General features: G+C 33.4%; 26 protein-coding genes. 17 read left to right on the top strand and 9 right to left on the bottom strand.

Annotation, left to right across the window (positions count from 1 at the left end; all coding sequences use genetic code 11):
* The first annotated feature begins 14 nt into the window (after nt 1-14).
* The 12 genes from AC1EUV_RS02370 to AC1EUV_RS02315 all read left to right on the top strand — a co-directional run bounded on the left by AC1EUV_RS02370 (nt 15) and on the right by AC1EUV_RS02315 (nt 12,422).
* A complete protein-coding gene (locus AC1EUV_RS02370) occupies nt 15-2,933 on the top strand; it encodes a leucine--tRNA ligase (RefSeq protein WP_480197056.1) in 2,919 nt (972 codons plus the stop codon).
* Between the two features lie 46 nt (nt 2,934-2,979).
* A complete protein-coding gene (locus AC1EUV_RS02365; protein WP_480197055.1) occupies nt 2,980-3,237 on the top strand; it encodes a SemiSWEET family sugar transporter in 258 nt (85 codons plus the stop codon).
* Between the two features lie 193 nt (nt 3,238-3,430).
* A complete protein-coding gene (locus tag AC1EUV_RS02360) occupies nt 3,431-4,837 on the top strand; it encodes an anthranilate synthase component I family protein (protein ID WP_480197054.1) in 1,407 nt (468 codons plus the stop codon).
* A 1-nt stretch (nt 4,838) separates the two neighbouring features.
* Nucleotides 4,839-5,402, top strand: coding sequence for an anthranilate synthase component II (locus AC1EUV_RS02355; protein ID WP_480197053.1), 564 nt, complete (start codon nt 4,839-4,841; stop codon nt 5,400-5,402).
* 3 nt (nt 5,403-5,405) lie between these two features.
* Nucleotides 5,406-6,398, top strand: coding sequence for an anthranilate phosphoribosyltransferase (gene trpD / locus AC1EUV_RS02350; RefSeq protein WP_480197052.1), 993 nt, complete (start codon nt 5,406-5,408; stop codon nt 6,396-6,398).
* Entirely contained in the window at nt 6,395-7,180 is a 786-nt protein-coding gene (gene trpC, locus AC1EUV_RS02345; protein WP_480197051.1) for an indole-3-glycerol phosphate synthase TrpC, read from the top strand. The genes trpD and trpC overlap by 4 nt, the downstream gene beginning before the upstream one ends.
* Nucleotides 7,177-7,785, top strand: coding sequence for a phosphoribosylanthranilate isomerase (locus tag AC1EUV_RS02340; protein WP_480197050.1), 609 nt, complete (start codon nt 7,177-7,179; stop codon nt 7,783-7,785). The genes trpC and AC1EUV_RS02340 overlap by 4 nt, the downstream gene beginning before the upstream one ends.
* A complete protein-coding gene (gene trpB / locus AC1EUV_RS02335) occupies nt 7,782-8,963 on the top strand; it encodes a tryptophan synthase subunit beta (protein WP_480197049.1) in 1,182 nt (393 codons plus the stop codon). Before AC1EUV_RS02340 ends, trpB begins: the two co-directional genes overlap by 4 nt.
* Nucleotides 8,963-9,724: a tryptophan synthase subunit alpha gene (gene trpA, locus AC1EUV_RS02330; RefSeq protein WP_480197541.1), complete on the top strand. Its 762-nt coding sequence runs from the start codon at nt 8,963-8,965 to the stop codon at nt 9,722-9,724. The genes trpB and trpA overlap by 1 nt, the downstream gene beginning before the upstream one ends.
* An 8-nt stretch (nt 9,725-9,732) precedes the next feature.
* A complete protein-coding gene (locus AC1EUV_RS02325) occupies nt 9,733-10,074 on the top strand; it encodes a GIY-YIG nuclease family protein (RefSeq protein WP_480197048.1) in 342 nt (113 codons plus the stop codon).
* 71 nt (nt 10,075-10,145) lie between these two features.
* The gene (locus AC1EUV_RS02320) at nt 10,146-11,603 is read left to right on the top strand and encodes a sensor histidine kinase (protein WP_480197047.1); all 1,458 of its coding nucleotides are present in this window, start codon (nt 10,146-10,148) and stop codon (nt 11,601-11,603) included.
* 42 nt (nt 11,604-11,645) lie between these two features.
* Nucleotides 11,646-12,422 carry an enoyl-CoA hydratase/isomerase family protein gene (locus AC1EUV_RS02315; protein ID WP_480197046.1) on the top strand — a complete coding sequence of 259 codons (777 nt, stop codon included), beginning with the start codon at nt 11,646-11,648 and terminating at the stop codon, nt 12,420-12,422.
* Here AC1EUV_RS02315 and AC1EUV_RS02310 read toward each other — a convergent pair.
* The 3 genes from AC1EUV_RS02310 to AC1EUV_RS02300 form a co-directional block, all read right to left on the bottom strand.
* On the bottom strand, nt 12,419-12,877 hold the full coding sequence (locus tag AC1EUV_RS02310; RefSeq protein WP_480197045.1) for a GNAT family N-acetyltransferase: 459 nt from the start codon (nt 12,875-12,877) through the stop codon (nt 12,419-12,421). The two genes, AC1EUV_RS02315 and AC1EUV_RS02310, sit on opposite strands and share 4 nt — an antisense overlap.
* Entirely contained in the window at nt 12,864-13,523 is a 660-nt protein-coding gene (locus AC1EUV_RS02305) for an HD domain-containing protein (RefSeq protein WP_480197044.1), read from the bottom strand. The genes AC1EUV_RS02310 and AC1EUV_RS02305 overlap by 14 nt, the downstream gene beginning before the upstream one ends.
* A 328-nt stretch (nt 13,524-13,851) precedes the next feature.
* Nucleotides 13,852-14,526, bottom strand: a complete 675-nt coding sequence (locus AC1EUV_RS02300) for an RNA polymerase sigma factor (protein WP_480197043.1) — start codon at nt 14,524-14,526, stop codon at nt 13,852-13,854.
* A 119-nt stretch (nt 14,527-14,645) separates the two neighbouring features.
* Between AC1EUV_RS02300 and AC1EUV_RS02295 the strand changes: the two genes are divergently transcribed.
* The 4 genes from AC1EUV_RS02295 to AC1EUV_RS02280 are packed head-to-tail and all read left to right on the top strand — an operon-like array spanning nt 14,646 to nt 16,786.
* Nucleotides 14,646-15,008: a hypothetical protein gene (locus tag AC1EUV_RS02295; protein ID WP_480197042.1), complete on the top strand. Its 363-nt coding sequence runs from the start codon at nt 14,646-14,648 to the stop codon at nt 15,006-15,008.
* A complete protein-coding gene (locus AC1EUV_RS02290; RefSeq protein WP_480197041.1) occupies nt 15,009-15,551 on the top strand; it encodes a YceI family protein in 543 nt (180 codons plus the stop codon).
* Entirely contained in the window at nt 15,548-15,937 is a 390-nt protein-coding gene (locus AC1EUV_RS02285) for an OB-fold protein (RefSeq protein WP_480197040.1), read from the top strand. Before AC1EUV_RS02290 ends, AC1EUV_RS02285 begins: the two co-directional genes overlap by 4 nt.
* Before the next feature lie 6 nt (nt 15,938-15,943).
* Nucleotides 15,944-16,786, top strand: coding sequence for a DUF5777 family beta-barrel protein (locus tag AC1EUV_RS02280; protein ID WP_480197039.1), 843 nt, complete (start codon nt 15,944-15,946; stop codon nt 16,784-16,786).
* Here AC1EUV_RS02280 and AC1EUV_RS02275 read toward each other — a convergent pair.
* Together AC1EUV_RS02275 and AC1EUV_RS02270 are read right to left on the bottom strand one after the other, a co-directional pair.
* The gene (locus AC1EUV_RS02275; protein WP_480197038.1) at nt 16,783-17,232 is read right to left on the bottom strand and encodes a hypothetical protein; all 450 of its coding nucleotides are present in this window, start codon (nt 17,230-17,232) and stop codon (nt 16,783-16,785) included. The two genes, AC1EUV_RS02280 and AC1EUV_RS02275, sit on opposite strands and share 4 nt — an antisense overlap.
* Before the next feature lie 8 nt (nt 17,233-17,240).
* Nucleotides 17,241-17,651 (bottom strand): BrxA/BrxB family bacilliredoxin, encoded by a 411-nt coding sequence (locus tag AC1EUV_RS02270; protein WP_480197037.1) that lies wholly within the window; start codon nt 17,649-17,651, stop codon nt 17,241-17,243.
* Between the two features lie 94 nt (nt 17,652-17,745).
* Here AC1EUV_RS02270 and AC1EUV_RS02265 point away from each other — a divergent pair, with 94 nt between their 5' ends.
* The gene (locus AC1EUV_RS02265; protein WP_480197036.1) at nt 17,746-18,492 is read left to right on the top strand and encodes a TerB family tellurite resistance protein; all 747 of its coding nucleotides are present in this window, start codon (nt 17,746-17,748) and stop codon (nt 18,490-18,492) included.
* Here the strand turns inward: AC1EUV_RS02265 and AC1EUV_RS02260 are convergent.
* The 4 genes from AC1EUV_RS02260 to AC1EUV_RS02245 are packed head-to-tail and all read right to left on the bottom strand — an operon-like array spanning nt 18,487 to nt 23,266.
* On the bottom strand, nt 18,487-19,377 hold the full coding sequence (locus tag AC1EUV_RS02260) for a metallophosphoesterase (RefSeq protein ID WP_480197035.1): 891 nt from the start codon (nt 19,375-19,377) through the stop codon (nt 18,487-18,489). The two genes, AC1EUV_RS02265 and AC1EUV_RS02260, sit on opposite strands and share 6 nt — an antisense overlap.
* Before the next feature lie 45 nt (nt 19,378-19,422).
* Nucleotides 19,423-20,754: a hypothetical protein gene (locus tag AC1EUV_RS02255; protein WP_480197034.1), complete on the bottom strand. Its 1,332-nt coding sequence runs from the start codon at nt 20,752-20,754 to the stop codon at nt 19,423-19,425.
* On the bottom strand, nt 20,751-22,040 hold the full coding sequence (locus tag AC1EUV_RS02250) for a choice-of-anchor B family protein (protein WP_480197033.1): 1,290 nt from the start codon (nt 22,038-22,040) through the stop codon (nt 20,751-20,753). The genes AC1EUV_RS02255 and AC1EUV_RS02250 overlap by 4 nt, the downstream gene beginning before the upstream one ends.
* 5 nt (nt 22,041-22,045) lie before the next feature.
* A complete protein-coding gene (locus AC1EUV_RS02245) occupies nt 22,046-23,266 on the bottom strand; it encodes a choice-of-anchor B family protein (RefSeq protein WP_480197032.1) in 1,221 nt (406 codons plus the stop codon).
* Between the last annotated feature and the right edge of the window lie 32 nt (nt 23,267-23,298).

Raw genomic sequence — 23,298 nt, 5'->3', positions numbered from 1 at the left:
AATTTTGAAACTGAATGAGCTACCATTTCAATGAAATAGAGGCCAAATGGCAAGAGTATTGGGCAAAGAATGAGACCTTTAAGGCAGAGAATACATCAAACAAGCCAAAGTATTATGTGTTAGATATGTTTCCGTATCCTTCGGGAGCTGGACTGCATGTTGGGCATCCTCTAGGTTATATCGCCAGTGATATTTATGCGAGGTATAAACGCCATAAAGGCTTTAATGTATTACACCCACAAGGTTATGATTCATTCGGACTACCAGCTGAGCAATATGCTATTCAGACTGGGCAGCATCCAGCCATTACAACTGAAGAAAATATCAAAACGTATCGTCGTCAATTAGATCAGTTAGGCTTTTCTTTTGATTGGAGTAGAGAAGTTCGCACTTCAGACCCTAGTTATTATAAATGGACACAGTGGGTTTTTATTCAGTTATTCAATTCGTGGTATAATAATGATAGTAATAAAGCAGAAGATGTTTCGAGCTTAATTGCAATTTTTGAAAATGAAGGAAATGCTACAATAAGCGCTTCCGCGGATGACGATGTTGAAACTTTTACATCTGATGAATGGAATGCTTTTTCTGAAGTTAAAAAACAAGAAATACTTTTAAAATATAGATTAACTTTTTTATCGGAAACCGAAGTGAATTGGGTACCGGCTTTAGGTACTGTATTGGCAAATGATGAGATTGTAAATGGAGTTTCAGAACGAGGTGGTCATCCTGTTGTGCGTAAAAAAATGAAACAATGGAGTATGCGTATTTCTGCCTATGCGCAACGTTTGTTAGATGGATTAAATACCATTGATTGGCCTCAGCCCTTAAAGGATATTCAAACCAATTGGATTGGTCGTTCAGAAGGTGCAATGGTATCATTTGATGTTGATGGGCATGATGCTAAAATTGAAGTATTTACCACCAGACCTGATACCATTTTTGGAGTGTCTTTTATGACGTTGGCTCCAGAACATGAATTAGTGTCACGAATCGTGACTGATAAGCAGAAAGAAGCAATAGAAGATTATGTTGAGGTAACTGCCAAACGTAGTGAACGTGAACGTATGGCTGATGTAAAAACCATTTCAGGAGTATTTACTGGTGCCTACGCAGTTCATCCATTTTCTGGAGAAAAAGTACAGATTTGGATTGGCGATTATGTATTGGCTAGTTATGGTACAGGTGCTGTTATGGCGGTACCTTGTGGTGATGAACGCGATTATGCTTTTGCCAAGCATTTTGATATTCCTATCCCAAATATTTTTGAAGGAGTAGATATTTCTGAAGAAGCCTTTTCTGATAAAGAAAATACTGTCATTGCAAATTCAGATTTTTTAAATGGTCTGAAGTATAAAAAAGCAATGAAAACCATTATTTATGAGATCGAAAAACGTGGTTTAGGCTATGGTAAGGTAAACTACCGTTTACGGGATGCTGTATTTAGTCGTCAACGCTATTGGGGAGAGCCATTCCCTGTATATTATAAAGATGGAATGCCGCAAATGATTGATGCGGAACATTTACCAATTGTATTACCTGAAGTAGAAAAGTATTTGCCTACAGAAGACGGAAGACCACCATTAGGGAATGCAGAGATTTGGGCTTGGGACTGCCTCAAGGCAGAAGTAGTAAGTAACGAGTTGATCGATAATGTAAACGTTTTCCCATTAGAATTAAATACAATGCCAGGTTGGGCAGGGAGTTCACAATACTTTAACCGGTATATGGATCCTCATAACAATGAGGAGATTTTCTCGCAAGAAGCGATTAACTACTGGCAAGATGTTGACCTATATATAGGTGGGGTAGAACATGCAACCGGACATTTACTATACTCGCGCTTCTGGCAAAAGTTTATGTTTGATAAAGGTTTAGTACCTAAAGATGAATATGCTAAAAAATTGATCAACCAAGGGATGATTACGGGAACAAGTGCGTTTGTCTATGAAGCGATTTATGATGACAAAAGCTTAAATGTCTTTGAATCGGCAGGTTTGTTACAAGGTCCAAACTATATGAATTCTGAACACCATAGATGGAAAGAGTTCTTATCTTTTTTTAACAAAAAGGGATTGAGTATGAATGAAATTTCAAAAGTGAAGTTTAGAACTATTCATGCTGATGTTTCTTTTGTTAATGCATCTGATGAATTAAATATTGAAAACTTTAAGAATTGGAGGCCAGAATATAAGGACGCTGAGTTTATTTGTGAAGATGACGGGACATTTAAAGTCATTCGTGAGATAGAAAAAATGTCCAAGTCAAAATACAATGTTGTCAATCCAGATAATATCTGTAAACAATACGGTGCAGATAGTTTACGTCTATATGAAATGTTTTTAGGCCCTTTGGAGCAATCAAAACCGTGGAATACTGCGGGTATTACAGGTGTACATGGCTTCCTAAAAAAGTTATGGAAATTGTATCATGATGTAGATGTTTTCTGCGTAAGCGATACTGAACCAACAAAAGATAATCTAAAGACGCTTCATAAAACCATTAAAAAAGTAGAAGAAGATATTGAGAACTTTTCGTTCAATACATCAGTATCTACGTTTATGATAGCCGTAAATGAATTAACAGCTCAAAAATGTACGAGTAGAGAAATTCTGGAGTCTTTGCTTGTTTTAGTTTCACCATATGCGCCTCACATAGCAGAAGAATTATGGAGCAAATTAGGTCATAAAGAATCGATTGCATTTGCTGAGTTCCCTGAGTTTAATGCAAGTCATTTAGTTGAGAGTACTAAGAACTATCCTATTTCATTTAATGGTAAAATGCGTTTTACTATGGAGCTAGGTTTAGACTTAAATAAAGAGCAAATAGAAGAAGCTGTAATGGCGCATGAAAAGACACAAGCGCAGTTGCAAGGGCGTACACCTAAAAAGGTAATTGTAGTGCCTGGTAAAATTGTAAATATTGTTGGCTAATATTTAAAAATTCTGTTGTACTTTCGCCGCTCGAAAATTTTAAGCTATGGTATTTAATATCGAAATTTTAGGATTATTAGCTGGTGGTTTAACCACTGCATCTTTTGTGCCTCAGGTATATAAAACCTGGAAAGAGAAATCGGCTGAGAACTTATCATTAACCATGTTTTCGTTGTTCTTTATCGGTATTATGGCTTGGTTGGTATACGGGTTTTATATCAATAGTGTAGCCATGGTTGTAGCAAATGGAATAACAGGAATCTTATCGATGATGTTGATCTATTTTAAATTAAAATATAAATAGTAAAAGTTTTTTTGGATAGTAGAAATAAGTTTTTACATTTGTCTCAAGAAAATAAAAGATGAATACAATTTTAAATAATACTTGGTGGTGGAACTCTCGAAACTCAAACTTCGTGAAGTAACACCTACGTATATTTAAAAACTATAATATCAAAAGGCTTGTCATTCACGACAAGCCTTTTTTAATTTAAAAAATGAAACAATACAATCTTAAGTCAAAATATAAAAAGATCATAGCAGATACTATTACGCCTGTAAGTATCTATTTAAAAGTGCGTGATCAATACCCGAATAGTATCTTATTAGAGAATAGTGATTACAGAGCTACTGATAATAGTTTTTCGTATGTGTGTTTTAATCCGATTGCCACAATTAAAGTAGCTAATGAAGGGGTAACTCAAAATTTCCCTGATGGAACTTCAACTCAAGTTGATATTGGTGAAGAAACGAATGTTCCTGAGATTTTTCATGAGTTTTCTAAGAAATTCAGTGTTGATCTAGAAGAAAAATTTAAGTTCATTACTAATGGAATTTTTGGTTACACGGCTTATGATGCAGTTCGTTATTTTGAGGATATAGATATTTCTAAAAAGGATGCTTCTTTAGGAATTCCTGATATGTATTATGCAGTCTATCAAAACATAATTGCTATAAGTAACTTTGAAAATGTAGCCTATATTTTCTCAAATAGTTTCGACGGAAATCATAATGTTGATGAGATTCATCAGTTACTAAAGGCTAAGAATTATACAACGTTCAATTTTTCTAAAGATGGAACTATTAGTTCGAACTTAACAGACGAAGAATATAAAGAGCATGTAGCATTAGCTAAAAAACATTGCGCTAGAGGAGATGTATTTCAGCTAGTACTATCAAAAAAATTCTCACAGAAATTTAAAGGTGATGAGTTCAATGTATACAGAGCATTAAGAACCATAAATCCATCACCCTACTTATTCTATTTTGATTTCGGAGACTTTAAAATTTTCGGAAGCTCGCCAGAAGCACAATTGGTTGTTAGTAACGGAGAAGCAGAAATTCATCCAATTGCAGGAACTTTTAAACGAACTGGTGATGATTTAAAGGATGCAGAATTGGCAAAGCAACTTGCTGCTGATGAAAAGGAAAATGCAGAACATGTTATGTTAGTTGATTTGGCGAGAAACGACTTAAGCCGACATGGATCTGAAGTAACGGTGAAGAGTTACCGAGAAGTGCAATTCTTTTCGCATGTTATTCATTTAGTAAGTAAAGTTGTTGGTAAAAAGCATGAAAATACTTCGACTATGCAGGTTGTAGCAGATACCTTTCCTGCAGGGACATTGAGTGGAGCACCGAAGCATATGGCCATGCAGTTAATCGAAAAATATGAAAAAACGAGTCGTGAATTCTACGGCGGAGCTATTGGCTTTATGGATTTTGAAGGTAGTTTTAATCATGCTATTATGATTCGTACGTTTTTGAGTAAGAATCATACATTACACTGGCAAGCAGGAGCGGGGTTGGTATCTAAATCAAAACCAGAACACGAATTACAAGAAGTATATAATAAATTAGGAGCCTTAACAAAAGCATTAGAAGCAGCAGAAAGAATAGAATAATATGAAAGTTTTAGTAATAGATAACTACGATAGCTTTACTTACAATCTGGTTCATTATTTAGAAGATCTAGATTGCGAAGTAGTAGTTAAACGGAATGACAAATTAACCTTAGATGAAGTAGATGATTTTGAAAAAATTATACTTTCTCCAGGTCCTGGGATACCAGATGAAGCAGGCTTGTTAAAAGCCATTATTGAAAGATATGCACCTTCAAAAAGCATCTTAGGAGTCTGTTTAGGACAACAAGCTATTGGTGAAGTTTTTGGTGGCACTATTTCAAATTTAGATACGGTATATCACGGAGTAGCTACCAATGTTACCACAAGTGTTGAAGATGAAGAATTGTTTAAAGGCTTGGACAATGAATTCCCTGTAGGGCGCTATCATTCTTGGGTGGTAGATACAGATTTGCCAGATAGTTTAGAGGCTACATCTTTTGATGAAAACGGACAGATTATGTCTTTGCGCCATAAAGAATATGATGTAAAAGGAGTGCAATACCATCCAGAATCTGTGTTAACTCCAAACGGAAAACAAATATTAAAAAACTGGATCAATTCTTAATTTATGAAAGCATTATTAAATAGATTGATCAATCACGAAACCATTTCTAAAGAAGAGGCTAGAAATGTGTTGGTAAACATATCGAAAGGAGAATACAACCAGAGTCAGATAGCTTCTTTCTTAACTGTGTATATGATGCGGACTATCACCGTTGAAGAATTGGAGGGATTTCGAGATGCTCTATTAGAATTATGTATTCCATTAGATGTTTCAGATTATAACACTATTGATCTATGCGGCACAGGAGGTGATGGAAAAAATACGTTTAATATTTCCACATTGTCATCTTTCGTGGCAGCTGGTGCTGGAATTCATGTGACCAAGCATGGAAATTATGGAGTATCTTCTATTTCAGGATCAAGTAATGTGATGGAACATCTAGGGATTAAATTCAGTAATGAAAGTGATTTTTTAAAGCACTGTTTAGAGAAGGCAAACATTTGTGTTTTGCATGCACCATTATTTCATCCAGCAATGAAAAATGTAGCACCTATTCGCCGTGAATTGGGAGTTAAAACCTTCTTTAATATGTTAGGTCCTATGGTAAATCCTTCCTTTCCAAAGAATCAATTGGTAGGGGTTTTTAGTTTAGAATTAGCACGATTATACGGGTATCTCTATCAAAAATCTGACAAGAATTATACAGTGTTACATGCATTAGATGGTTATGATGAAATATCCCTTACGGGGAATACTAAAATGATATCCAATAACTATGAGGATATGTTGTCTCCAGAGGATTTCGGCGTAAATGCTATCCGGCAAGAGGATATTTTTGGTGGCGATTCTGTGAAAGAATCTGCTGATATTTTCATGAAGGTCATTTCCGGTAATGGTACAGAAGCACAGAATAATGTAGTTTCGGCTAATGCAGGCATGGCGATAGCTACCGTAAAAGGTTTACAACCGAAAGATGGCTTTGAATTAGCTAAAGAATCCTTACTATCTGGTAAGGCAAAACAGAAGTTAGATAAACTAATAGTATTAAGTAAATGACGATACTAGATAAAATAGTAGCCGATAAACGAAAAGAAGTTGAATTAAAAAAGGAATTGATTCCAACAAAACGGTTGGAACAATCTATATTGTTTGAAAGAGAGACCATTTCATTAACTGAAAGATTACGAAAAAGTACTTCAGGTATTATTGCTGAACACAAAAGACGATCTCCATCCAAGTCTGTGATTAACCAAAGTTTAAATGTACAAGATGTTGCCTCAGGATACGAAGAAGCAGATGTATGTGGTATGTCAATATTGACTGATGCTAAATATTTTGGAGGTTCTTTAGATGATCTATTGTTAGCTAGGGCAAGCTGTAAGTTGCCATTACTTCGTAAAGAGTTTATTATAGATGAATATCAATTACTGGAGGCAAAGTCTAATGGTGCAGATGTTATTCTCTTGATAGCAGCAATTTTAGATCAAAATGAAATTAAGCAATTTTCAGAATTAGCACAAAGCCTTAAATTGAATGTATTATTGGAAGTACATAATGAAGAAGAATTGCAAAAATCTATCATGCCTAGTTTAGATATGCTTGGTGTAAATAATCGTAATCTAAAAACTTTTGAAGTAAGCACTCAAATAAGCAAAAATTTAAGTGATTTGATCCCAGAGAAATTTGTTAAAGTATCTGAAAGTGGTATTAGTTCTGTTGAAACGATTAAAGATTTAAAACAATATGGATATCAAGGTTTTTTAATAGGTGAAAACTTTATGAAAACTGATAACCCTGGCTTACACGCTAATCAATTTATAAAAGAGTTAGAAGCATGAAATTAAAAGTCTGTGGTATGAAATATAATACGGCTGAGGTAGCAGCGCTTCAACCGGATTACTTAGGCTTTATCTTTTATGATAAATCTCCAAGGAATTTTGAAGACACTATTCTAGAGCTTCCCAATTCGATTAAAAAAGTTGGTGTTTTTGTAGATTCAGAAATAGAAGAAGTGTTTGAAAAGATAGAGAATTATAAATTAAATGCTGTTCAATTCCATGGTGGTGAATCACCCGAATACTGTAAAAGGTTGAAAAATGAAGGGCAAGAAGTTATAAAAGTATTTTCTATAAAAGATGAATTCGACTTTTCTATTTTAGAACCGTACGAAGATGTTTGTGATTACTATTTGTTTGATACGAAAGGCAAGCTTCCCGGTGGAAATGGATATGCCTTTGATTGGAGTGTTTTGCAAGAATATCCATCAACAAAACCTTATTTTTTAAGTGGAGGAATAGGTTTGGATGAAATAGATAATATTAAATCTTTTAGAAAAACTGACGCTGCACAATATTGCCATGCAATTGATGTAAATAGTAGGTTTGAAATTGAGCCAGGTTTAAAAAACAATGAACAATTAAAAAAGTTTAAATCTCAGTTATGAGTTATCATATAACAGAAAAAGGATATTATGGTGAATTTGGAGGGGCTTACATCCCTGAAATGTTATATCCTAATGTAGAAGAATTGCGGCAGAATTACCTGAAGGTAATGGCTGAACCTTCCTTTCGAGATGAGTTCAATCAGTTGTTAAAAGATTATGTTGGGCGTCCATCACCATTGTATTTTGCCAAACGATTAAGTAAAAAATACAACACAAAAGTATATTTAAAGCGAGAAGATTTAAATCATACAGGAGCTCATAAAGTAAACAATACTATTGGTCAAATTTTAATGGCTAAGCGTTTAGGCAAAAACAGGATTATAGCTGAAACAGGTGCTGGACAACACGGCGTTGCAACTGCCACTGTATGCGCATTAATGGGAATTGAATGTGTGGTTTATATGGGTGAAATAGATATTGCAAGGCAAGCACCAAATGTTGCTCGTATGAAAATGCTGGGAGCTGAGGTTCGTCCAGCTTTATCAGGAAGTCGTACGTTAAAAGATGCGACCAATGAAGCTATTCGTGATTGGATTAATAATCCGGTAGATACACATTACATCATAGGTTCAGCTATTGGTCCACATCCTTATCCAGATATGGTAACAAAATTTCAATCGGTGATTTCGGAAGAAATTAAATGGCAATTAAAAGAACATGAAGGTAGAGAAAATCCAGATTATGTGGTTGCTTGTATTGGTGGTGGGAGTAATGCTGCAGGGACCTATTATCATTTTTTAAATAATGAAGATGTCGGAATTATTGCGGTTGAAGCAGCAGGTAAGGGTATAAATTCAGGAAAAAGTGCTGCCACTTCGGCGCTCGGAAAAGAAGGGATTATTCATGGATGTAAAACTTTATTGATGCAAACTGATGATGGACAAATTACCGAACCTTATTCAATTTCTGCAGGATTGGATTATCCAGGTGTAGGGCCATTGCATTCACATTTATACAAATCGGGTAGAGGTGAATTTTATTCAGCAACAGATGATGAAGCGATGCAAGCAGGCTTAGAATTAGCAAAATTAGAAGGAATTATTCCTGCAATTGAGAGTAGTCATGCATTAGCTGTTTTTAAACACAAACAGTTTAATCCTGAAGATGTTGTAGTAATTAGTCTTTCGGGAAGAGGAGATAAAGATTTACAAAACTATATTGACTATTTTAATTTATGATGAACCGAATCAATCAGAAATCACGAGGAGATAAAAAACTATTATCGATTTACTTTACTGCTGGTTATCCGGCTTTAAACGATACCGTTAGAATCATCCAAAATCTTGAAAAAGCAGGAGTTGATATGGTTGAGATTGGATTACCGTTTAGTGATCCTTTAGCAGATGGACCTACAATTCAAGCGAGTTCAACACAAGCGCTAAAAAATGGAATGACTACAGAGGTTCTATTCTCTCAATTAGAGAATATCCGCAAAAGCGTAGAGATTCCGTTAATTATTATGGGTTATTTTAATCCTATTTTACAATATGGAGTGGAAGCATTTTGTAAAAAATGTCATGAAATAGGAATAGACGGATTGATTTTACCAGATCTTCCTGTAGATGTATATGACGAACAATACAAGTCGATTTTTGAGAAATATGGGCTAATCAATGTGTTTTTAATTACACCGCAAACAAGTGATGAACGTATCAGATATATCGACTCAGTTTCAAATGGATTTATCTATATGGTAAGTTCTACAAGTACCACAGGAGCCAAAAGTGGATTTGGAAATACTCAAACAGATTACTTTAAAAGGATTTCAGATATGAGCCTTAATAATCCTCAGATTGTTGGATTTGGCATTTCAAATAATGAAACATTTATACAAGCTACTCAATATGCCCAAGGAGCTATTATTGGTTCGGCTTTTATAAAGCATTTGAGCAAACATGATGTAAAAAGTATAAGTAACTTTATTCATTCAATTAGATAAGTTTACTTATGCCATACCATATTTATGTTGTAGAGCTTTCTAAACGTGTTTTTACCGAAAACAAAAAATTCCGAGAAGCAAATCCTCAATTCAATGGTGTTTTAGAATGTCTTTATGTTGGTATGACGAGTAGAACACCAAAAGAACGTTTTCTTCAGCATAAATCAGGATATAGAAACAAGAAAGGTTATAAATTATCATCTTCTATTGTAGAAAAATATGGATCTTATCTTAGACCAAGTCTTTACAATCATATTGAACCAATTAACACTAGAACAGAGGCTTTAAAAAAAGAAAAGGCATTAGCTCTCGAACTCCGAAGAAAACGCTATGCTGTTTGGTTTAATTAGTTTTTAGTATTCTATTTATTTGAACTTTTTTAGGAACGATATTTGCTATCTTTACGGCAATCTATTTATAAATGCAGCTTAAAAAAACTTCATTACGTACTCGTATTTTTGTGGCAATGATCTTATTAGTGGTCATTGCTTCTATTTTAATAGCGTTAATTACTATTTATCAATATAATGAGCAGGCCAAAGACTATCACGAAGGTCGTTTGTCACGTAAGGAAAATGCCATAAAATCGAGTATAGATCTAGAATTACGAAGAAGAACTACATATCATGTTTCCACAGAAAATCTAGATAAGATTTTTAAAGACAGAATTTATGATATTTCTGAAATCAATCAGCTTGATATTAATATTTATGACCTTGACGGAAAGCTACTTGTAACATCGTCGTCAAGCTTTTCTAAAGACACAGATGATGATGATATTCCACAAGATATATTAGAGCAAATTTCTGATGATGGTAATCACAGAGTTGTACAAGAAGAAGAAAGAACCAATGGTATTAAAGTTAAAGCATCATATACATATATAAACGACAACAAGTATAAACCGATAGGCATATTGCACCTGCCTTATTTAGAGGATAATACTTTTCAAGAAAAAGAGCTTAAAGAATTCTTGCTACGATTAGGTTTGGTGTATTTATTAATGCTATTTATTGCTATCACCATAGCATATTTAGTATCTAAATACATAACAAAATCAATTAAAACAGTAAGTGATAAGATCAATCAAACCAAATTAGATAAGCGTAACGAGAAAATTATTCTAAAAGATGCCAGCGAGGAGATTTATAATTTGGTAAATGCTTATAACGATATGGTCGATGAACTTGGCGAAAGTGCTGTAAAATTAGCAAAAAGCGAACGTGAACAAGCATGGCGCGAAATGGCCAAGCAAGTAGCACACGAAATTAAGAACCCGTTAACACCGATGCGATTAACGGTTCAGAGTTTTGAGCAACGCTTTGATGCTAATGATCCTAAAGCCAAAGAAAAACTAAATGAGTTTAGTAAGTCGTTGATTCAACAAATAGATACTATGAGTTCAATTGCATCGGCTTTTTCAAGTTTTGCAGAAATGCCTAAACAAAAAAGAGAAGAGTTAGATGTAATAGAGGTTGTTAAATTAGCACTAGATATTTTTAATGAAGACTACATTCATTATTTTCATAAAGAAGATGAGTTGTTAGCGCAGTTAGATAAAACTCAGCTTATTAGGGTGGTTACCAATTTGGTAAAGAATGCAAATCAATCATTAGAAGATCAACCGAATCCTAAAATTGAAGTAAAAGTTGTCGAAAATAATGGCAATGTCTTAATTTCTGTTGCAGATAATGGTAAAGGAATATCTGAAGAAGATAAAACCAAAATCTTCGAGCCAAAGTTTACTACAAAATCTAGTGGTATGGGACTAGGTTTGCCTATGATAAAAAGCATTGTAGAAGCTTACAACGGAAACATTACTTTTGTATCAGAAATTGAACGAGGTACAGTTTTTACAGTTACCATTCCTAAAAAATAATTTGTCACGTTGAGTAAAGTCGAAACGTCTTAAATATAAACTATGAGTTATAACAATATATTAGTTGAAGAAAATAGTGAAATTACCACAATTACGATCAATCGTCCTTCAAAATTGAATGCATTAAATAGGGAAACCATTCAAGAATTACATGATGCTTTTGCTGAAGCAGATTCTAATACTTCTTGTAAAGTGATCATTATTATAGGTAGCGGTGAAAAGGCATTTGTTGCTGGGGCTGATATTTCTGAATTTGCTGATTTTGATGTTGAAGAAGGTAAGGAGTTAGCAAGGAATGGTCAGGAAACATTGTTTGATTTTGTAGAAAACCTGTCAACACCTGTAATTGCAGCAGTAAATGGGTTTGCTCTAGGCGGAGGTTTAGAATTAGCAATGGCAGCACATTTTAGAGTGGCATCTGATAATGCAAAGATGGGATTGCCAGAAGTTAGTTTAGGAGTGATACCCGGTTATGGCGGTACACAGCGTTTAGCTCAATTGGTAGGTAAAGGTAAAGCAATGGAAATGGTAATGACCGCTGGAATGATTTCGGCAGAAGATGCTCTTAAATCAGGACTTGTAAATCATGTAATCACACAAGAAGAATTATTACCATTGGCTGAAAAAATTGCAGCCAAGATTATGCGAAATTCTTCAACTGCACTTTCTTCTGCAATTAAAGCTATTAATGCTAATTTTAAAGATGGTGTTAATGGTTATAACGTTGAAATTGAAGAGTTTGGAAATTGTTTTGGAACCGAAGATTTTGAAGAGGGTACATCTGCCTTTTTAGAGAAACGTAAGTCGAACTTTTCTTAAATATCCTTTTCAAAGATAATTTTAGTTTGTCCGCTATCGTTTGTGTAAACTTGTTTGATATCAAACCCATTTTTAAGGTTTAATATCATCATAGGCTTAAAACGATTCATTGATTTTGTTCTAAGTTTCGTGAATCCTTTTTTTCTTGCCCAGTTTTCTTGATACAATGCTAGATTAGATGCAAAGCCTTGATTTCTAAGGTTTTTTAATATACCGCCTACCCAGCTATAAAAAGTATTCTCATCGTATTTATAACCGATTTTAAAGCCTACAGGATGTTTGTTTTTATAAGCAATAAGAGATAATACATTTTCTTTGTTTAAGAGTCTTTCTTTAAAAAATGTGACTCGCCCGTTTTCGAAAATAGAATCATAGAGATTGATTAGAACTTCGAGTCTTTCTGTATCGGGAAAGCCCTCTATCAATTCGCAGTGAAAATTATTATTTTTTCCCATTCCATTCATTATAGAACTGTTGAAGGTATGATTCCATAAATTTATGTCTATTTGTAGCAATTCGTCGACCAGTCTTGGTATTCATCTTATCTTTTAGAAGCAGTAATTTTTCGTAAAAATGATTGATTGTTGGTGCTTTAGATTTTTTATACTCCTCTTTAGACATATTTAGATTTGGTTTAGTATTAGGATTGTGTAATTCTCTATTTTTAAATCCACCATAATTAAATGCTCTAGCAATACCTATTGCGCCAATAGCATCCAACCTATCAGCATCTTGAACTATTTTTAACTCCTTAGAAATAAATGTTTTACTTAAATTATCTAGATTATTTTTGTATGAGATATGCTTAATTATATTGACTACGTGCTCAATAATTAGACTGTCTACATTTTGTAAGATTAAAAATTGAGAAGCTTTTCGAGGACCAATAGTTTCATCGCCATCATAAAATTTAGCGTCAGCTATGTCATGTAGTAAAGCACCAAGAGCAACCACAAAATCGTCAGCATCCTCGCCTTTAGCTATTAATTTTGCATTGTTGTATACACGTTCAATATGGAACCAATCATGACCGCCTTCAGCTCCAACGAGAGTATTTTTTACGAATCCAATAGTATTTTGAATTATTTGTTTTTTGTTCATTTATTTTCTTGAAGCTATCTCTTTTTTAATAAGTTTTACTTGCTTGTGATAAACAAATAACATTGGTAAAAAAAACAGAGGTAAAAATGTGTTAAAACTGATTTCGTTAGAGTAAATAGTAAAAAAACTTATGAATACCATTGTAATTATTAAACCTATAAAAATGGCAAAAAGAGATTTTGTTTTTTTTAATTGAGCAGTTAACTCATTATTTGAATAATCAGACAATTGTTTTTTAGACATAAAGCATAATTTTTTATAAAAATAAAAAATCCTCTATAAACATAGAGGACTTTTTTACTTGAGTTTATTAACCAAATAATTAAAATTAGAAAGTTTTTTGTAGAACAGATTCTACAAGTCTATCACATTTACTAAACCCAAACTCAAATAATTCTTGTGGAGAGTATTGCTTATATAAGCTTTCTTTAATTTTACCTTTAGCTCTATGTAGTCTTACTTTTACATTTGAAGTGCTCAATTGAAGACAATCAGCAATTTCTGAGATACTCATGCCTTCTATTTCTTTCATGATATAAACAACACGGTATTTTGAATCTAATATATCAATTGCTTGCTCAATAATCTGCATGGCTTCTTTACCTATTGTGATTTGTTCTGGATTAGATTGTTTATTAGATGCTATTTTTAAAATAGTTTTATTGGAATAATTTTCACTCGATTCATACAAATTGTAATACCTTTTTTTAGTATTTAACCTAGCTAGGGCTTCATTGATGCCAATTCTAATCAACCAAGTTGAAAATGTTGAATTAAACTTAAACTGATGTAATTTTTCATAAGCCTTTAAATAGGTATTTTGCATTATATCTTCTATCTCTTGAGGTTCTATTAAATAAGCTCTTATAACTCTAAATAATTTTTGATTATTACGCCTTAGTAGAATTTCATACAACTCTTTTTCTCCAGAAAGCACTCTTTGAGCTACTTCAGAATCTGATATTTTATAACTTTTATAATCCTTAATTCGTACTATTTCCATAGAAAATGAGTTTTAATTTAGATAATGTTTGCTAAAAAAAGTTACAAATCTTGTAACCTTTTGTCGTAATAATTATCAAAAAACAACAAAAAAGAATGAATTATTAAAAAGTATAAATCATGAAAACAAATATTAGTACGTTTTTAATTGTCCTTTTAGCTTTAGGATTTTATAGTTGCTCTAGTGATAGTGAAGATGATGTTACACCACCACCTCCATCGGAAAAAATTACATACAATCAGCATGTAAAACCAGCAATTGATGCGAATTGTTTAGGATGTCATGGTAATCCAACTACTAACGATGCTCCATTTTCTTTAACCACTTACACCGAAGTTAGAGGTAGAGCCTCTTCTATTTTGACGGCCATTTCTAAACAATTAGGTGAAACAGGGTTTATGCCTGTTGGTGGACCCAGATTGCCTCAAGCAACTATAGATGTTGTAGATCAATGGATACAAGATGGATTATTAGAAAATTAAATGAGGATTTTATTTTTCATTGCCGTTGTTGTTTCCATTCAGTCTTTTGCTCAAAATAAATATTTGGATAAAGGTGGCAGTATCTATTTTGAAGCCTCAGAAAAAACATTTGAACCCGTTAAGGCTGAGAATAATTCAGTAACTGCAATCCTAAATATTAAAACAGGTGAAATCGCCTCTCTTGCTTTGGTAAAAGAGTTCAGGTTTAGAAACGCTTTAATGCAAGAACACTTTAATGAAAATTATGCAGAATCTGATTCCTATCCTAAAACAACATTTAAAGGAAAAATAGTAGATTTTAAGATAGATAAACTATCATCGGTTGAGAAAGAATATAATGTTGTAGGTACTTTAAACTTTCATGGTATTGATAAAGAAATTGAATCTAAACTTATAATTTCTAAACAAGGACCTAATATCCTTTTAAGAGGAAGCTTTATAACTATTCCTCAAGACTTCAATATTAAGATTCCTAAAATAGTTCGGAACAAAATTGCCAAAAAAGTAAAAATTGAACTAAATTTTAAATTAACACCACAATGAAACGAAAAGGTGTATTCATTGTTTTGGCATTAATTTTTGTTGCTTTTTTTCTATATAATTATCTAAATAAAGAACATCGTAATATTGCTAATGAAGAAGTTGTAATTACTTTAAAAGCAACAGATTTTTATGCATTGTTTCAAGAAGATCAAGATAAGTTTAATGAAAAGTATTTAGACAAAGTAATTCAACTTAAAGGTATTGTTTCAAGTTTAGAAGAGAAAGGGTTGATTTTAGATAACAAAAGCTATATTACATTTAAGCATACTATGCTAAGAACCTTAAAAACACATGTCCAAATTACGGTTAAAGGAAGATATGTGGGATATGATGATCTTCTAGAGCAACTTAAAATAGATCAAGCAATTGTATTTTATGACAAATAAAACATTATGAAAAAATTATTACTACTATTATTTATTCCGTTTTTAAGTTTTTCTCAAGAAGACTTATTAAATGATATTGATAAAGATAATTCTGATCAATTTGAAGATGCTGCTTTTAAAGGCCTAAAAATTGTGAATTTTGAGTCTACTAAGCTCGCTGACAAAAAGTTATTTTATTTGGTTGTTTCACATCGATTCGGCTCTGTAAAAACTGGAATTGAAGATTTTTTTGGCTTAGATCAAGCCGTAACACGACTTAACTTTATCTATGGTGTATCAGATTGGTTAAACATAAGTATTTCACGTAGTTCTTTTGAAAAAACCTATGAAAGTGCTTTAAAGTATAGGCTTTTTCGTCAAGAGAAAAACGGATTTCCGGTAACTATAGTTGGTTTTAATAGTGTAACAATTAATACTGGACTAGATGAGGATGTATTAACTGGGTTAGAATTTAAGCACCGTGTGGCTTATGTAAGTCAGCTATTAATTTCAAAAAAGTTTAATAAAGATTTTTCATTAGAGTTGATACCCTCATTATTACATGAAAATTTAACAAAGCTTAGTAATCAAGATAATACACAGTATATTGTTGGCGTAGGTGGCCGACATAAATTGAGCAAACGTTGGTCAGTAAATATAGATTATGGTTTACATTTAAACCGAGCAGAGAATTCACCATTTAAAAATCCACTCTCAATTGGATTTGATTTGGAGACTGGAGGGCATGTTTTTCAATTACATTTTACCAATGCACAACCAATGAATGCTAATGGCTTTTTAAGTCAAGGTACTGGAGACTGGAGTGATGGTGATTTCTTTTTTGGTTTTAACCTCTCAAGAGTTTTCTAATTGCCTACTTGTGTAGAAACAGCAACGCACTTCTCATTTTCACACTCAAGACCTGTTGGTGGACTTACAAAAGCACAATCAGAAGCAATACCATGTCTTTGATTATACTCTCTTTGCATATCATTAAATTCTTCAACCTTAGATGTAAGCAAATCAACATCAATTGAAGTAGAATAAACTAAGTAGCTCCAAGGACCACCGCAAGGTTTGCTTCCAAAAGCTATATAAGCACATTCAGAGGTTTCATTACAAATAGAGGAATCTACTAAATCTCTTATTTCACTTTCAAGATCAGTAATTTGCTTTAATTCAGCTTCCTTTTCCTTTGTAGCACTATCTTCTGAACTACATGCTGCTAAAAGCACTAAAATAAACACATAAAAAGATGATCTCATACCAACTATTTTTTTAGTAGATATAAGATCATTTATAAGGTTGCGTTTCATAGTTCTTTTTAACAGAATTCTGCGTAAGCTTCACTTAAATTTTCAGCGATCATTTCTGCAGATCTACCTTCAATATGATGACGTTCTAACATATGAACCAATTCACCATCCTTAAATAAAGCTACAGCTGGTGATGATGGGGGAAACGGAATCATATGCTCCCTAGCTTTATCAACGGCTTCCTTTTCCATTCCTGCAAAAACAGTAGTTAAATGGTCAGGTTTTTTTTCGCCTTGTAAAGACATAATTGTACCTGGTCTTGCAGTACCAGCGGCACACCCACAAACCGAATTTACCATCACTAAAGTGGTTCCCTTTTCATTTAAAGTAACATCAACATCTTCTGCTGTATATAATTCTTTAAAACCAGCCTCAACTAATTGCGTACGCATTGGTTTTACTATTTCTTCTGGATACATATTTTCTTAATTTTTTAGTAACAAAATGTCTTGCAAAGATACGTATAAATACAATAAATGTATATTTGAAATATTTTAGAAATTATTACAGTTTATGAGTTTTGCAAAGTGGTTAGGTGCTAGTTTAGGTTGGTCATTTGGAGGCCCTATTGGCGGAATTTTAGGCTTCGCTTTAGGAAGTGTTATTGATGGATTTTCTGACGTAGATGTTAGAGATTTTAGACAAACGGGTCAAGCCGGAAGACAGCCGCGTATGACATCTTCTGGTGATTTCGAAGTGAGTTTATTGATCTTAGCAGCGGTAGTTATAAAGTCTGATGGAAGAGTTGATAGACGCGAGCTCGATTTTGTACGCCAGAGTTTTAAAGGAATGTATGGAGCAGATAGAGCAAATAAAGCATTTAAACTTTTTGGAGGAATTATTAAGAATAATAATATCTCCACTCGACAGGTTTGTATGCAAATCCGTCAAATGATGGAGCATTCTTCTAGATTACAATTGCTGCATTTTTTATTTGGTATAGGTAAGGCAGATGGGAATGTTAGCGAAGTAGAAATGCAAACTATTCGCCGTATAGCAGGATACTTATATATAAGTGATCGAGACTTTCAATCGATTAAAGCAATGTTCTACAACGAAGTTAACAATGCATATAAGATTTTAGAGATTACTAAAAATGCTTCTAATGATGAGGTTAAAAAAGCATATCGTAAAATGGTTAAAAAACACCATCCTGATAAATTAAGACATTTAGGTGAAGAACATTTAAAAGGTGCTGAAGAGAAATTTAGAAAGATTCAGCAAGCTTATGAGCAAATACAAAAGGAACGGGGTTTATAAATATAAATCTAAACTTTTAGGTCCTTCTAAAATTGTTTTAATAATCTTGTTTTGATTTTCTTCGTCAATACTATTGTGCCATTTTACTAAAGAGATTTCTAGATCTTTAATCTCGATGCCAATAATCGACTTAGGGTGCACACAGCTACCATCATTAAAGTATGGAATATCTCCAGGTTCAGGAAAACGAGGTCTGTGTGTATGGCCAGCAATTACCATTTGATTGTTATTATTGATGATCCAATCTTGTATTTTGCGTTCTACTCTAATTAGATTTTTAAAATTTTTGGCAGGACTCGTAGGGTCTTTTATGTTAAACCATTTCTGCAAAGGCATCCATAAATAGCGTACAAAAAATAAGCTAAGTTTCCACATCTTATAATTAAACCAATCTGCTTGATGCCCATGGATGAGAAGAATAGACTTTTCAGTATTTTCAATTTCGAGTAAAATGCTTTCATTATAATGTAAATTGAAAAGTCGTTTTTTTTCTCTTAACTCATCTGGGGTATAGATGTATTTATAAACCATATTCTCCACAACTAGAGGATCTCTAAAAATCATATCATGATTTCCCCATAACATATAGGCTCTATTTTCTAAATGAAATTGGCGCAATAATTCAAAAGAAGCAGCATGTGCTCTATAAATAGGCTCAAAAGAATGATTTTCCCATAGCTCAACACCATCGCCTAATTCAAAATATGTAAAGCCATCGTCATAATATGTTTTTAGCGCATGCCCATATATTTCCATATTATGGCTAAAGTCGTCGGCATAACTATTATCGCCTCTATGTAGATCACTAAAAAAAATAAGCTTAGAATCACAATTTATTGTGATTTTTTTAGCGTTTTGTAAAGCTTGATCTAGGATGGAATTCACCCTATAAATATAATTAAGTAATTTGGTTTTGAAGAAATAATAGAGTTATTGAATTTTTACAACCCAAATATCTTTTCCGCCTTTATTAGAATTAATATCTTTATCAGAACTTTCAGTCTCTCCTACAACAACTATTTTTCCATCAAAAGTTTCAGTAACCCCATAAGCAAAATCAAGTCCTGATCCGCCTAATGACTTTTCGAATAATAGTTTTCCGTTCGTGTCAATTTTTAATACCCAAAAATCATTTTCACCATTATTCGCAGAAAGATCACCATCGTTGCTTTTAGAGTTGCCAGCGATTACATAGGAGCTAAAAATGCTATTACTTTTACTTATAGCAAAGGCTGCGTCGAAAGCAGAACCGCCAAAAGATTTTTCCCATAGTAGGTCACCACTATCATTGATTTTTATAACCCATACATCGGCATTCCCTTTCGGAGAAGAAATCAAACCATCCGAACTAATTGCGGCTCCAGCAATTAAATAATTTCCATCATTTGTTGCGACCGCTGCATAACCATCATCAATACCTGAACCACCAAAAGATTTTTCCCATAATTTATTACCTTGAGTATCCATTTTTACTACCCAAACATCATAACTACCATTGGTGTTAGTAATATCAAAATCATCACTTTCTGATGAACCAACTAGTAAGAAATTTCCATCATGAGATTGTAAAACTTTATAGATCCTATCATTATTAGATCCACCAAAATAGCGACGCCATTGTAGATTTCCATTAACATCAATTTTTTGAACCCAAAATTCACCGACACCATGTTTTGTTGTTATAGTTTCATTTCCTGCACCACCAGAAGCGGTAACATCTAAATAACCACCAATAAAATAACCTCCATCATCGGTTTGAAATAGTGAACGGCTATGGTCGTGACCTGCAAAACCAAAAGAATTTTCCCATTGAATATTGCCTTGAGAGTCTAATTTTACTAACCAGTGATCATGAAAACCTTGATTTTGACTTCCATCACCATCAGCACTCATGCTTGGGCCAGTTATAGCGTACCCACCATCGTTGGTTTGAATAATGGCACGACCTTTATCATCACCACTACCTCCATAGGTTTTTTGCCATTCTATGTTTCCGTTTTGATCTAATTTTAAGATCCAAAAATCATTTTCAGCTAAATTTTTATCTGTGACATCACCATCTATACTATTGGTATATCCGATAATAGCATAACCTCCATTCGTGGTTTCTATTATTCCTCGAGCTATATCATTTCCGCTACCACCAAATGTTTTCTGCCATTCTATTTTTCCTGTTAAAGCTGGAATAGAGATGGAATTATCTGAATTACACCCAATAAATACTAAACTGATTAGTATGAAAAATTTAGAAATTACTTTCATTGAGTATTCTTTTTAACTATAAACAAGCCATTCTCTCTATCACTAATTATTATGTTATCACTATTAAAATAAGGATATACACTCCAAGCACCTTCAAAGGAAGCATTATCACTTTCAGGATGAGTATCGAAATAACCAGCTTCTTCCATGTTATTGGCAATATTGGTAATATCGATCTCTCTTAACCCTGCTTCATAATTGGCAAGATAAAAAGTATTACCTCTTACGTAGCCATTATGGTCTATGGCGGCTGTCGTGCCTATATAATCGTAAAGTACTTTAGGAGCATCCAAATCTAATAAATCAAAAACAATTGTTCTAGTGTTAAAACCAAAATCACTTTCGTCACCCTCGTCACCTAATAAGAAATAACGATGATCTTCAGTAAGCCATCCTTGATGTGGGATAGAAGCATTTTCATATTCACCATGCGAAATAACCTTAGGATTAAAAGTATTGGTAATATCTAAAATTTCTAAATTTTCACCAGAAAGATTAAGCCCAAAGTAAATTTCTTTGCCTGTATAATCTGTATCTGGTCCTTTATATGTCACAACATGTGCATCATGATGCGACACATAATGAGTTAAGGAGTTTATAGGAGATATATAAGAATGATAGTCACCTATTGCAATAGGGTTTTCAGGGTCTTGAATGTCTATAAAATATGGACCTTGAACCAGAAAGGGTTCACTAGTTTGAAATTCTTGACTACCAACTGCACAGAGAGTGCCTGTCTCTTCATTGATGGCCAAATTGTGAGCGTTAGTAAAATCTGTATAGTAAACATCTGCATTAAATGATTGAGGCGTATTGTCGACATTCCGCAATTTGGTTAAGTCAAAAACCTGTAATCCATGACCTGTCGCTTGAGCCATCATAAAAGCATGATCTTTATAAACCTTAACATCTCTTGGTGTGATTAGGCTACCAACAATGGCACTTGCTAAAGTACCCAAATATATAGGTTTAATAGGGTCAGAAATATCAACAAATGCTAACCCGGTATTTAAGCATATCAGTGCATACTCTTTGCCAGTTACACTATCTGTCCAGCCCCATATATCCATTGCTCGTTCGGCACTCATTTCGGCAGGACTTAGATGCCCCATCAAATCATAATTATTACAAGGATATTCTTGTGCAAAACCATTTATACAAGGTGTTCTGCCATCATTAATTGGTGTTGGTAAGATAATGGGAGGTTCAGAAGTAATATTATCATCTTTATCACATGCAGCCAACAACAAGAGGTAGCACATAAAATAAATACTTCTTTTTTTCATAACTTTTAATTAGTTTTTTTAACTATAAAAAGACCGTTGTCCGCATCACTAATTATAATATTTCCACTATTAAAATAAGGATATACGCTCCATACACCATCAAAAGCTGCATCATTGTTGTTAGGATACGTGTCAAAAAAACCAACCTCATTTAGGTTGCCATTTGCAATATCAGAAATGTCAATAATACGCATTCCGGCAGTGTAATTGGCTAAAAAGAATAAATTACCTTTAACATAGCCATTATGATCAATAGCGGCCGTTGGGCCTATGTATTCAGACTTAAATAAAGGGCTGTCAAGATCTGAAAAGTCAAATATTAAGGTACGAGAGTTAAACCCAAAACCAGTTTCATCTAATTCATCTCCTAATATAAAATATCGCTGATCTTCTGTAAACCAACCTTGGTGGATGTAGCCCACATTACTATAAGATATTGTTGAGATTCTTTGCGGATTAGATTTATCCGATACATCTACTATTGCTATTTCATTTTCATTGCTTCCAATAAGAATTTCTTTTCCCGAATAATCTGTGTCTGGACCAATATAAGTCACTACTTGAGCATCATGACTATAAGAATCTTCGCTATAACCGCCCTCGCTCATTGGGCTCAGAGGATTTTGAATATTAATAAAAAGTGGTCCTCCTCTATAAGTGCCGGTTCTATCAGTACCAACAGGATAAGCATAACCGCTATCTTCGTTAATTACAATATTATGAGCCTTGCCAAAATCTGTAAAATGTGTATCAACTGTGAAAGTTTGAGGTGGGTTTGAAACATTTCTAAGCTTAGTTAAATCGAATACTTGCATACCGTGATTTGTTGCTTCGCTAACAATAAAAGCATGATCTTTATACACTTTAACGTCTCGCCAACCACTATTTACGGTTGCTGTTGGAAGTTTTCCTAAAAAAATAGGATTTTCAGCATCAGTAATATCAATAAATGCTGTACCGTTGTTTAAACCCATTAAAGCATATTCTTTGTTAGTAGTTGCGTCTGTCCATCCCCAAGAATCATTTCCAGAAGTGGCTGACATTTCACCTAAAGTAACTTGTGATTGAAGATCATAATTTTTACAGGGAAAGCCATTTGCTTCTCCGTTTGGACATTTGTTATCAATTACTTGTGGAGGTGTTGTAGTGTCATCAGAAGATGAGCATGAATAAAACAGAATTAAAAAAATAAAAATGATTGATAGGAAACAATTTTTTTTAGTCATTTTAAGTATTATTTGAGTTTTAAAAACTATCA

This window comes from Maritimimonas sp. 2304DJ26-3 (assembly GCF_056591635.1).
This window is presented reverse-complemented; position numbering and strand designations above follow the sequence as displayed.

What these genes read in the sequence shown, in the direction of transcription:
- AC1EUV_RS02370 (WP_480197056.1), top strand. Translation starts at nt 15, where the DNA reads ATGAGCTACCATTTCAATGAAATAGAGGCCAAATGGCAAGAGTATTGG.
- AC1EUV_RS02365 (WP_480197055.1), top strand. Translation starts at nt 2,980, where the DNA reads ATGGTATTTAATATCGAAATTTTAGGATTATTAGCTGGTGGTTTAACC.
- AC1EUV_RS02360 (WP_480197054.1), top strand. Translation starts at nt 3,431, where the DNA reads ATGAAACAATACAATCTTAAGTCAAAATATAAAAAGATCATAGCAGAT.
- AC1EUV_RS02355 (WP_480197053.1), top strand. Translation starts at nt 4,839, where the DNA reads ATGAAAGTTTTAGTAATAGATAACTACGATAGCTTTACTTACAATCTG.
- trpD (WP_480197052.1), top strand. Translation starts at nt 5,406, where the DNA reads ATGAAAGCATTATTAAATAGATTGATCAATCACGAAACCATTTCTAAA.
- trpC (WP_480197051.1), top strand. Translation starts at nt 6,395, where the DNA reads ATGACGATACTAGATAAAATAGTAGCCGATAAACGAAAAGAAGTTGAA.
- AC1EUV_RS02340 (WP_480197050.1), top strand. Translation starts at nt 7,177, where the DNA reads ATGAAATTAAAAGTCTGTGGTATGAAATATAATACGGCTGAGGTAGCA.
- trpB (WP_480197049.1), top strand. Translation starts at nt 7,782, where the DNA reads ATGAGTTATCATATAACAGAAAAAGGATATTATGGTGAATTTGGAGGG.
- trpA (WP_480197541.1), top strand. Translation starts at nt 8,963, where the DNA reads ATGAACCGAATCAATCAGAAATCACGAGGAGATAAAAAACTATTATCG.
- AC1EUV_RS02325 (WP_480197048.1), top strand. Translation starts at nt 9,733, where the DNA reads ATGCCATACCATATTTATGTTGTAGAGCTTTCTAAACGTGTTTTTACC.
- AC1EUV_RS02320 (WP_480197047.1), top strand. Translation starts at nt 10,146, where the DNA reads ATGCAGCTTAAAAAAACTTCATTACGTACTCGTATTTTTGTGGCAATG.
- AC1EUV_RS02315 (WP_480197046.1), top strand. Translation starts at nt 11,646, where the DNA reads ATGAGTTATAACAATATATTAGTTGAAGAAAATAGTGAAATTACCACA.
- AC1EUV_RS02310 (WP_480197045.1), bottom strand. Translation starts at nt 12,877, where the DNA reads ATGGGAAAAAATAATAATTTTCACTGCGAATTGATAGAGGGCTTTCCC.
- AC1EUV_RS02305 (WP_480197044.1), bottom strand. Translation starts at nt 13,523, where the DNA reads ATGAACAAAAAACAAATAATTCAAAATACTATTGGATTCGTAAAAAAT.
- AC1EUV_RS02300 (WP_480197043.1), bottom strand. Translation starts at nt 14,526, where the DNA reads ATGGAAATAGTACGAATTAAGGATTATAAAAGTTATAAAATATCAGAT.
- AC1EUV_RS02295 (WP_480197042.1), top strand. Translation starts at nt 14,646, where the DNA reads ATGAAAACAAATATTAGTACGTTTTTAATTGTCCTTTTAGCTTTAGGA.
- AC1EUV_RS02290 (WP_480197041.1), top strand. Translation starts at nt 15,009, where the DNA reads ATGAGGATTTTATTTTTCATTGCCGTTGTTGTTTCCATTCAGTCTTTT.
- AC1EUV_RS02285 (WP_480197040.1), top strand. Translation starts at nt 15,548, where the DNA reads ATGAAACGAAAAGGTGTATTCATTGTTTTGGCATTAATTTTTGTTGCT.
- AC1EUV_RS02280 (WP_480197039.1), top strand. Translation starts at nt 15,944, where the DNA reads ATGAAAAAATTATTACTACTATTATTTATTCCGTTTTTAAGTTTTTCT.
- AC1EUV_RS02275 (WP_480197038.1), bottom strand. Translation starts at nt 17,232, where the DNA reads ATGAAACGCAACCTTATAAATGATCTTATATCTACTAAAAAAATAGTT.
- AC1EUV_RS02270 (WP_480197037.1), bottom strand. Translation starts at nt 17,651, where the DNA reads ATGTATCCAGAAGAAATAGTAAAACCAATGCGTACGCAATTAGTTGAG.
- AC1EUV_RS02265 (WP_480197036.1), top strand. Translation starts at nt 17,746, where the DNA reads ATGAGTTTTGCAAAGTGGTTAGGTGCTAGTTTAGGTTGGTCATTTGGA.
- AC1EUV_RS02255 (WP_480197034.1), bottom strand. Translation starts at nt 20,754, where the DNA reads ATGAAAGTAATTTCTAAATTTTTCATACTAATCAGTTTAGTATTTATT.
- AC1EUV_RS02250 (WP_480197033.1), bottom strand. Translation starts at nt 22,040, where the DNA reads ATGAAAAAAAGAAGTATTTATTTTATGTGCTACCTCTTGTTGTTGGCT.
- AC1EUV_RS02245 (WP_480197032.1), bottom strand. Translation starts at nt 23,266, where the DNA reads ATGACTAAAAAAAATTGTTTCCTATCAATCATTTTTATTTTTTTAATT.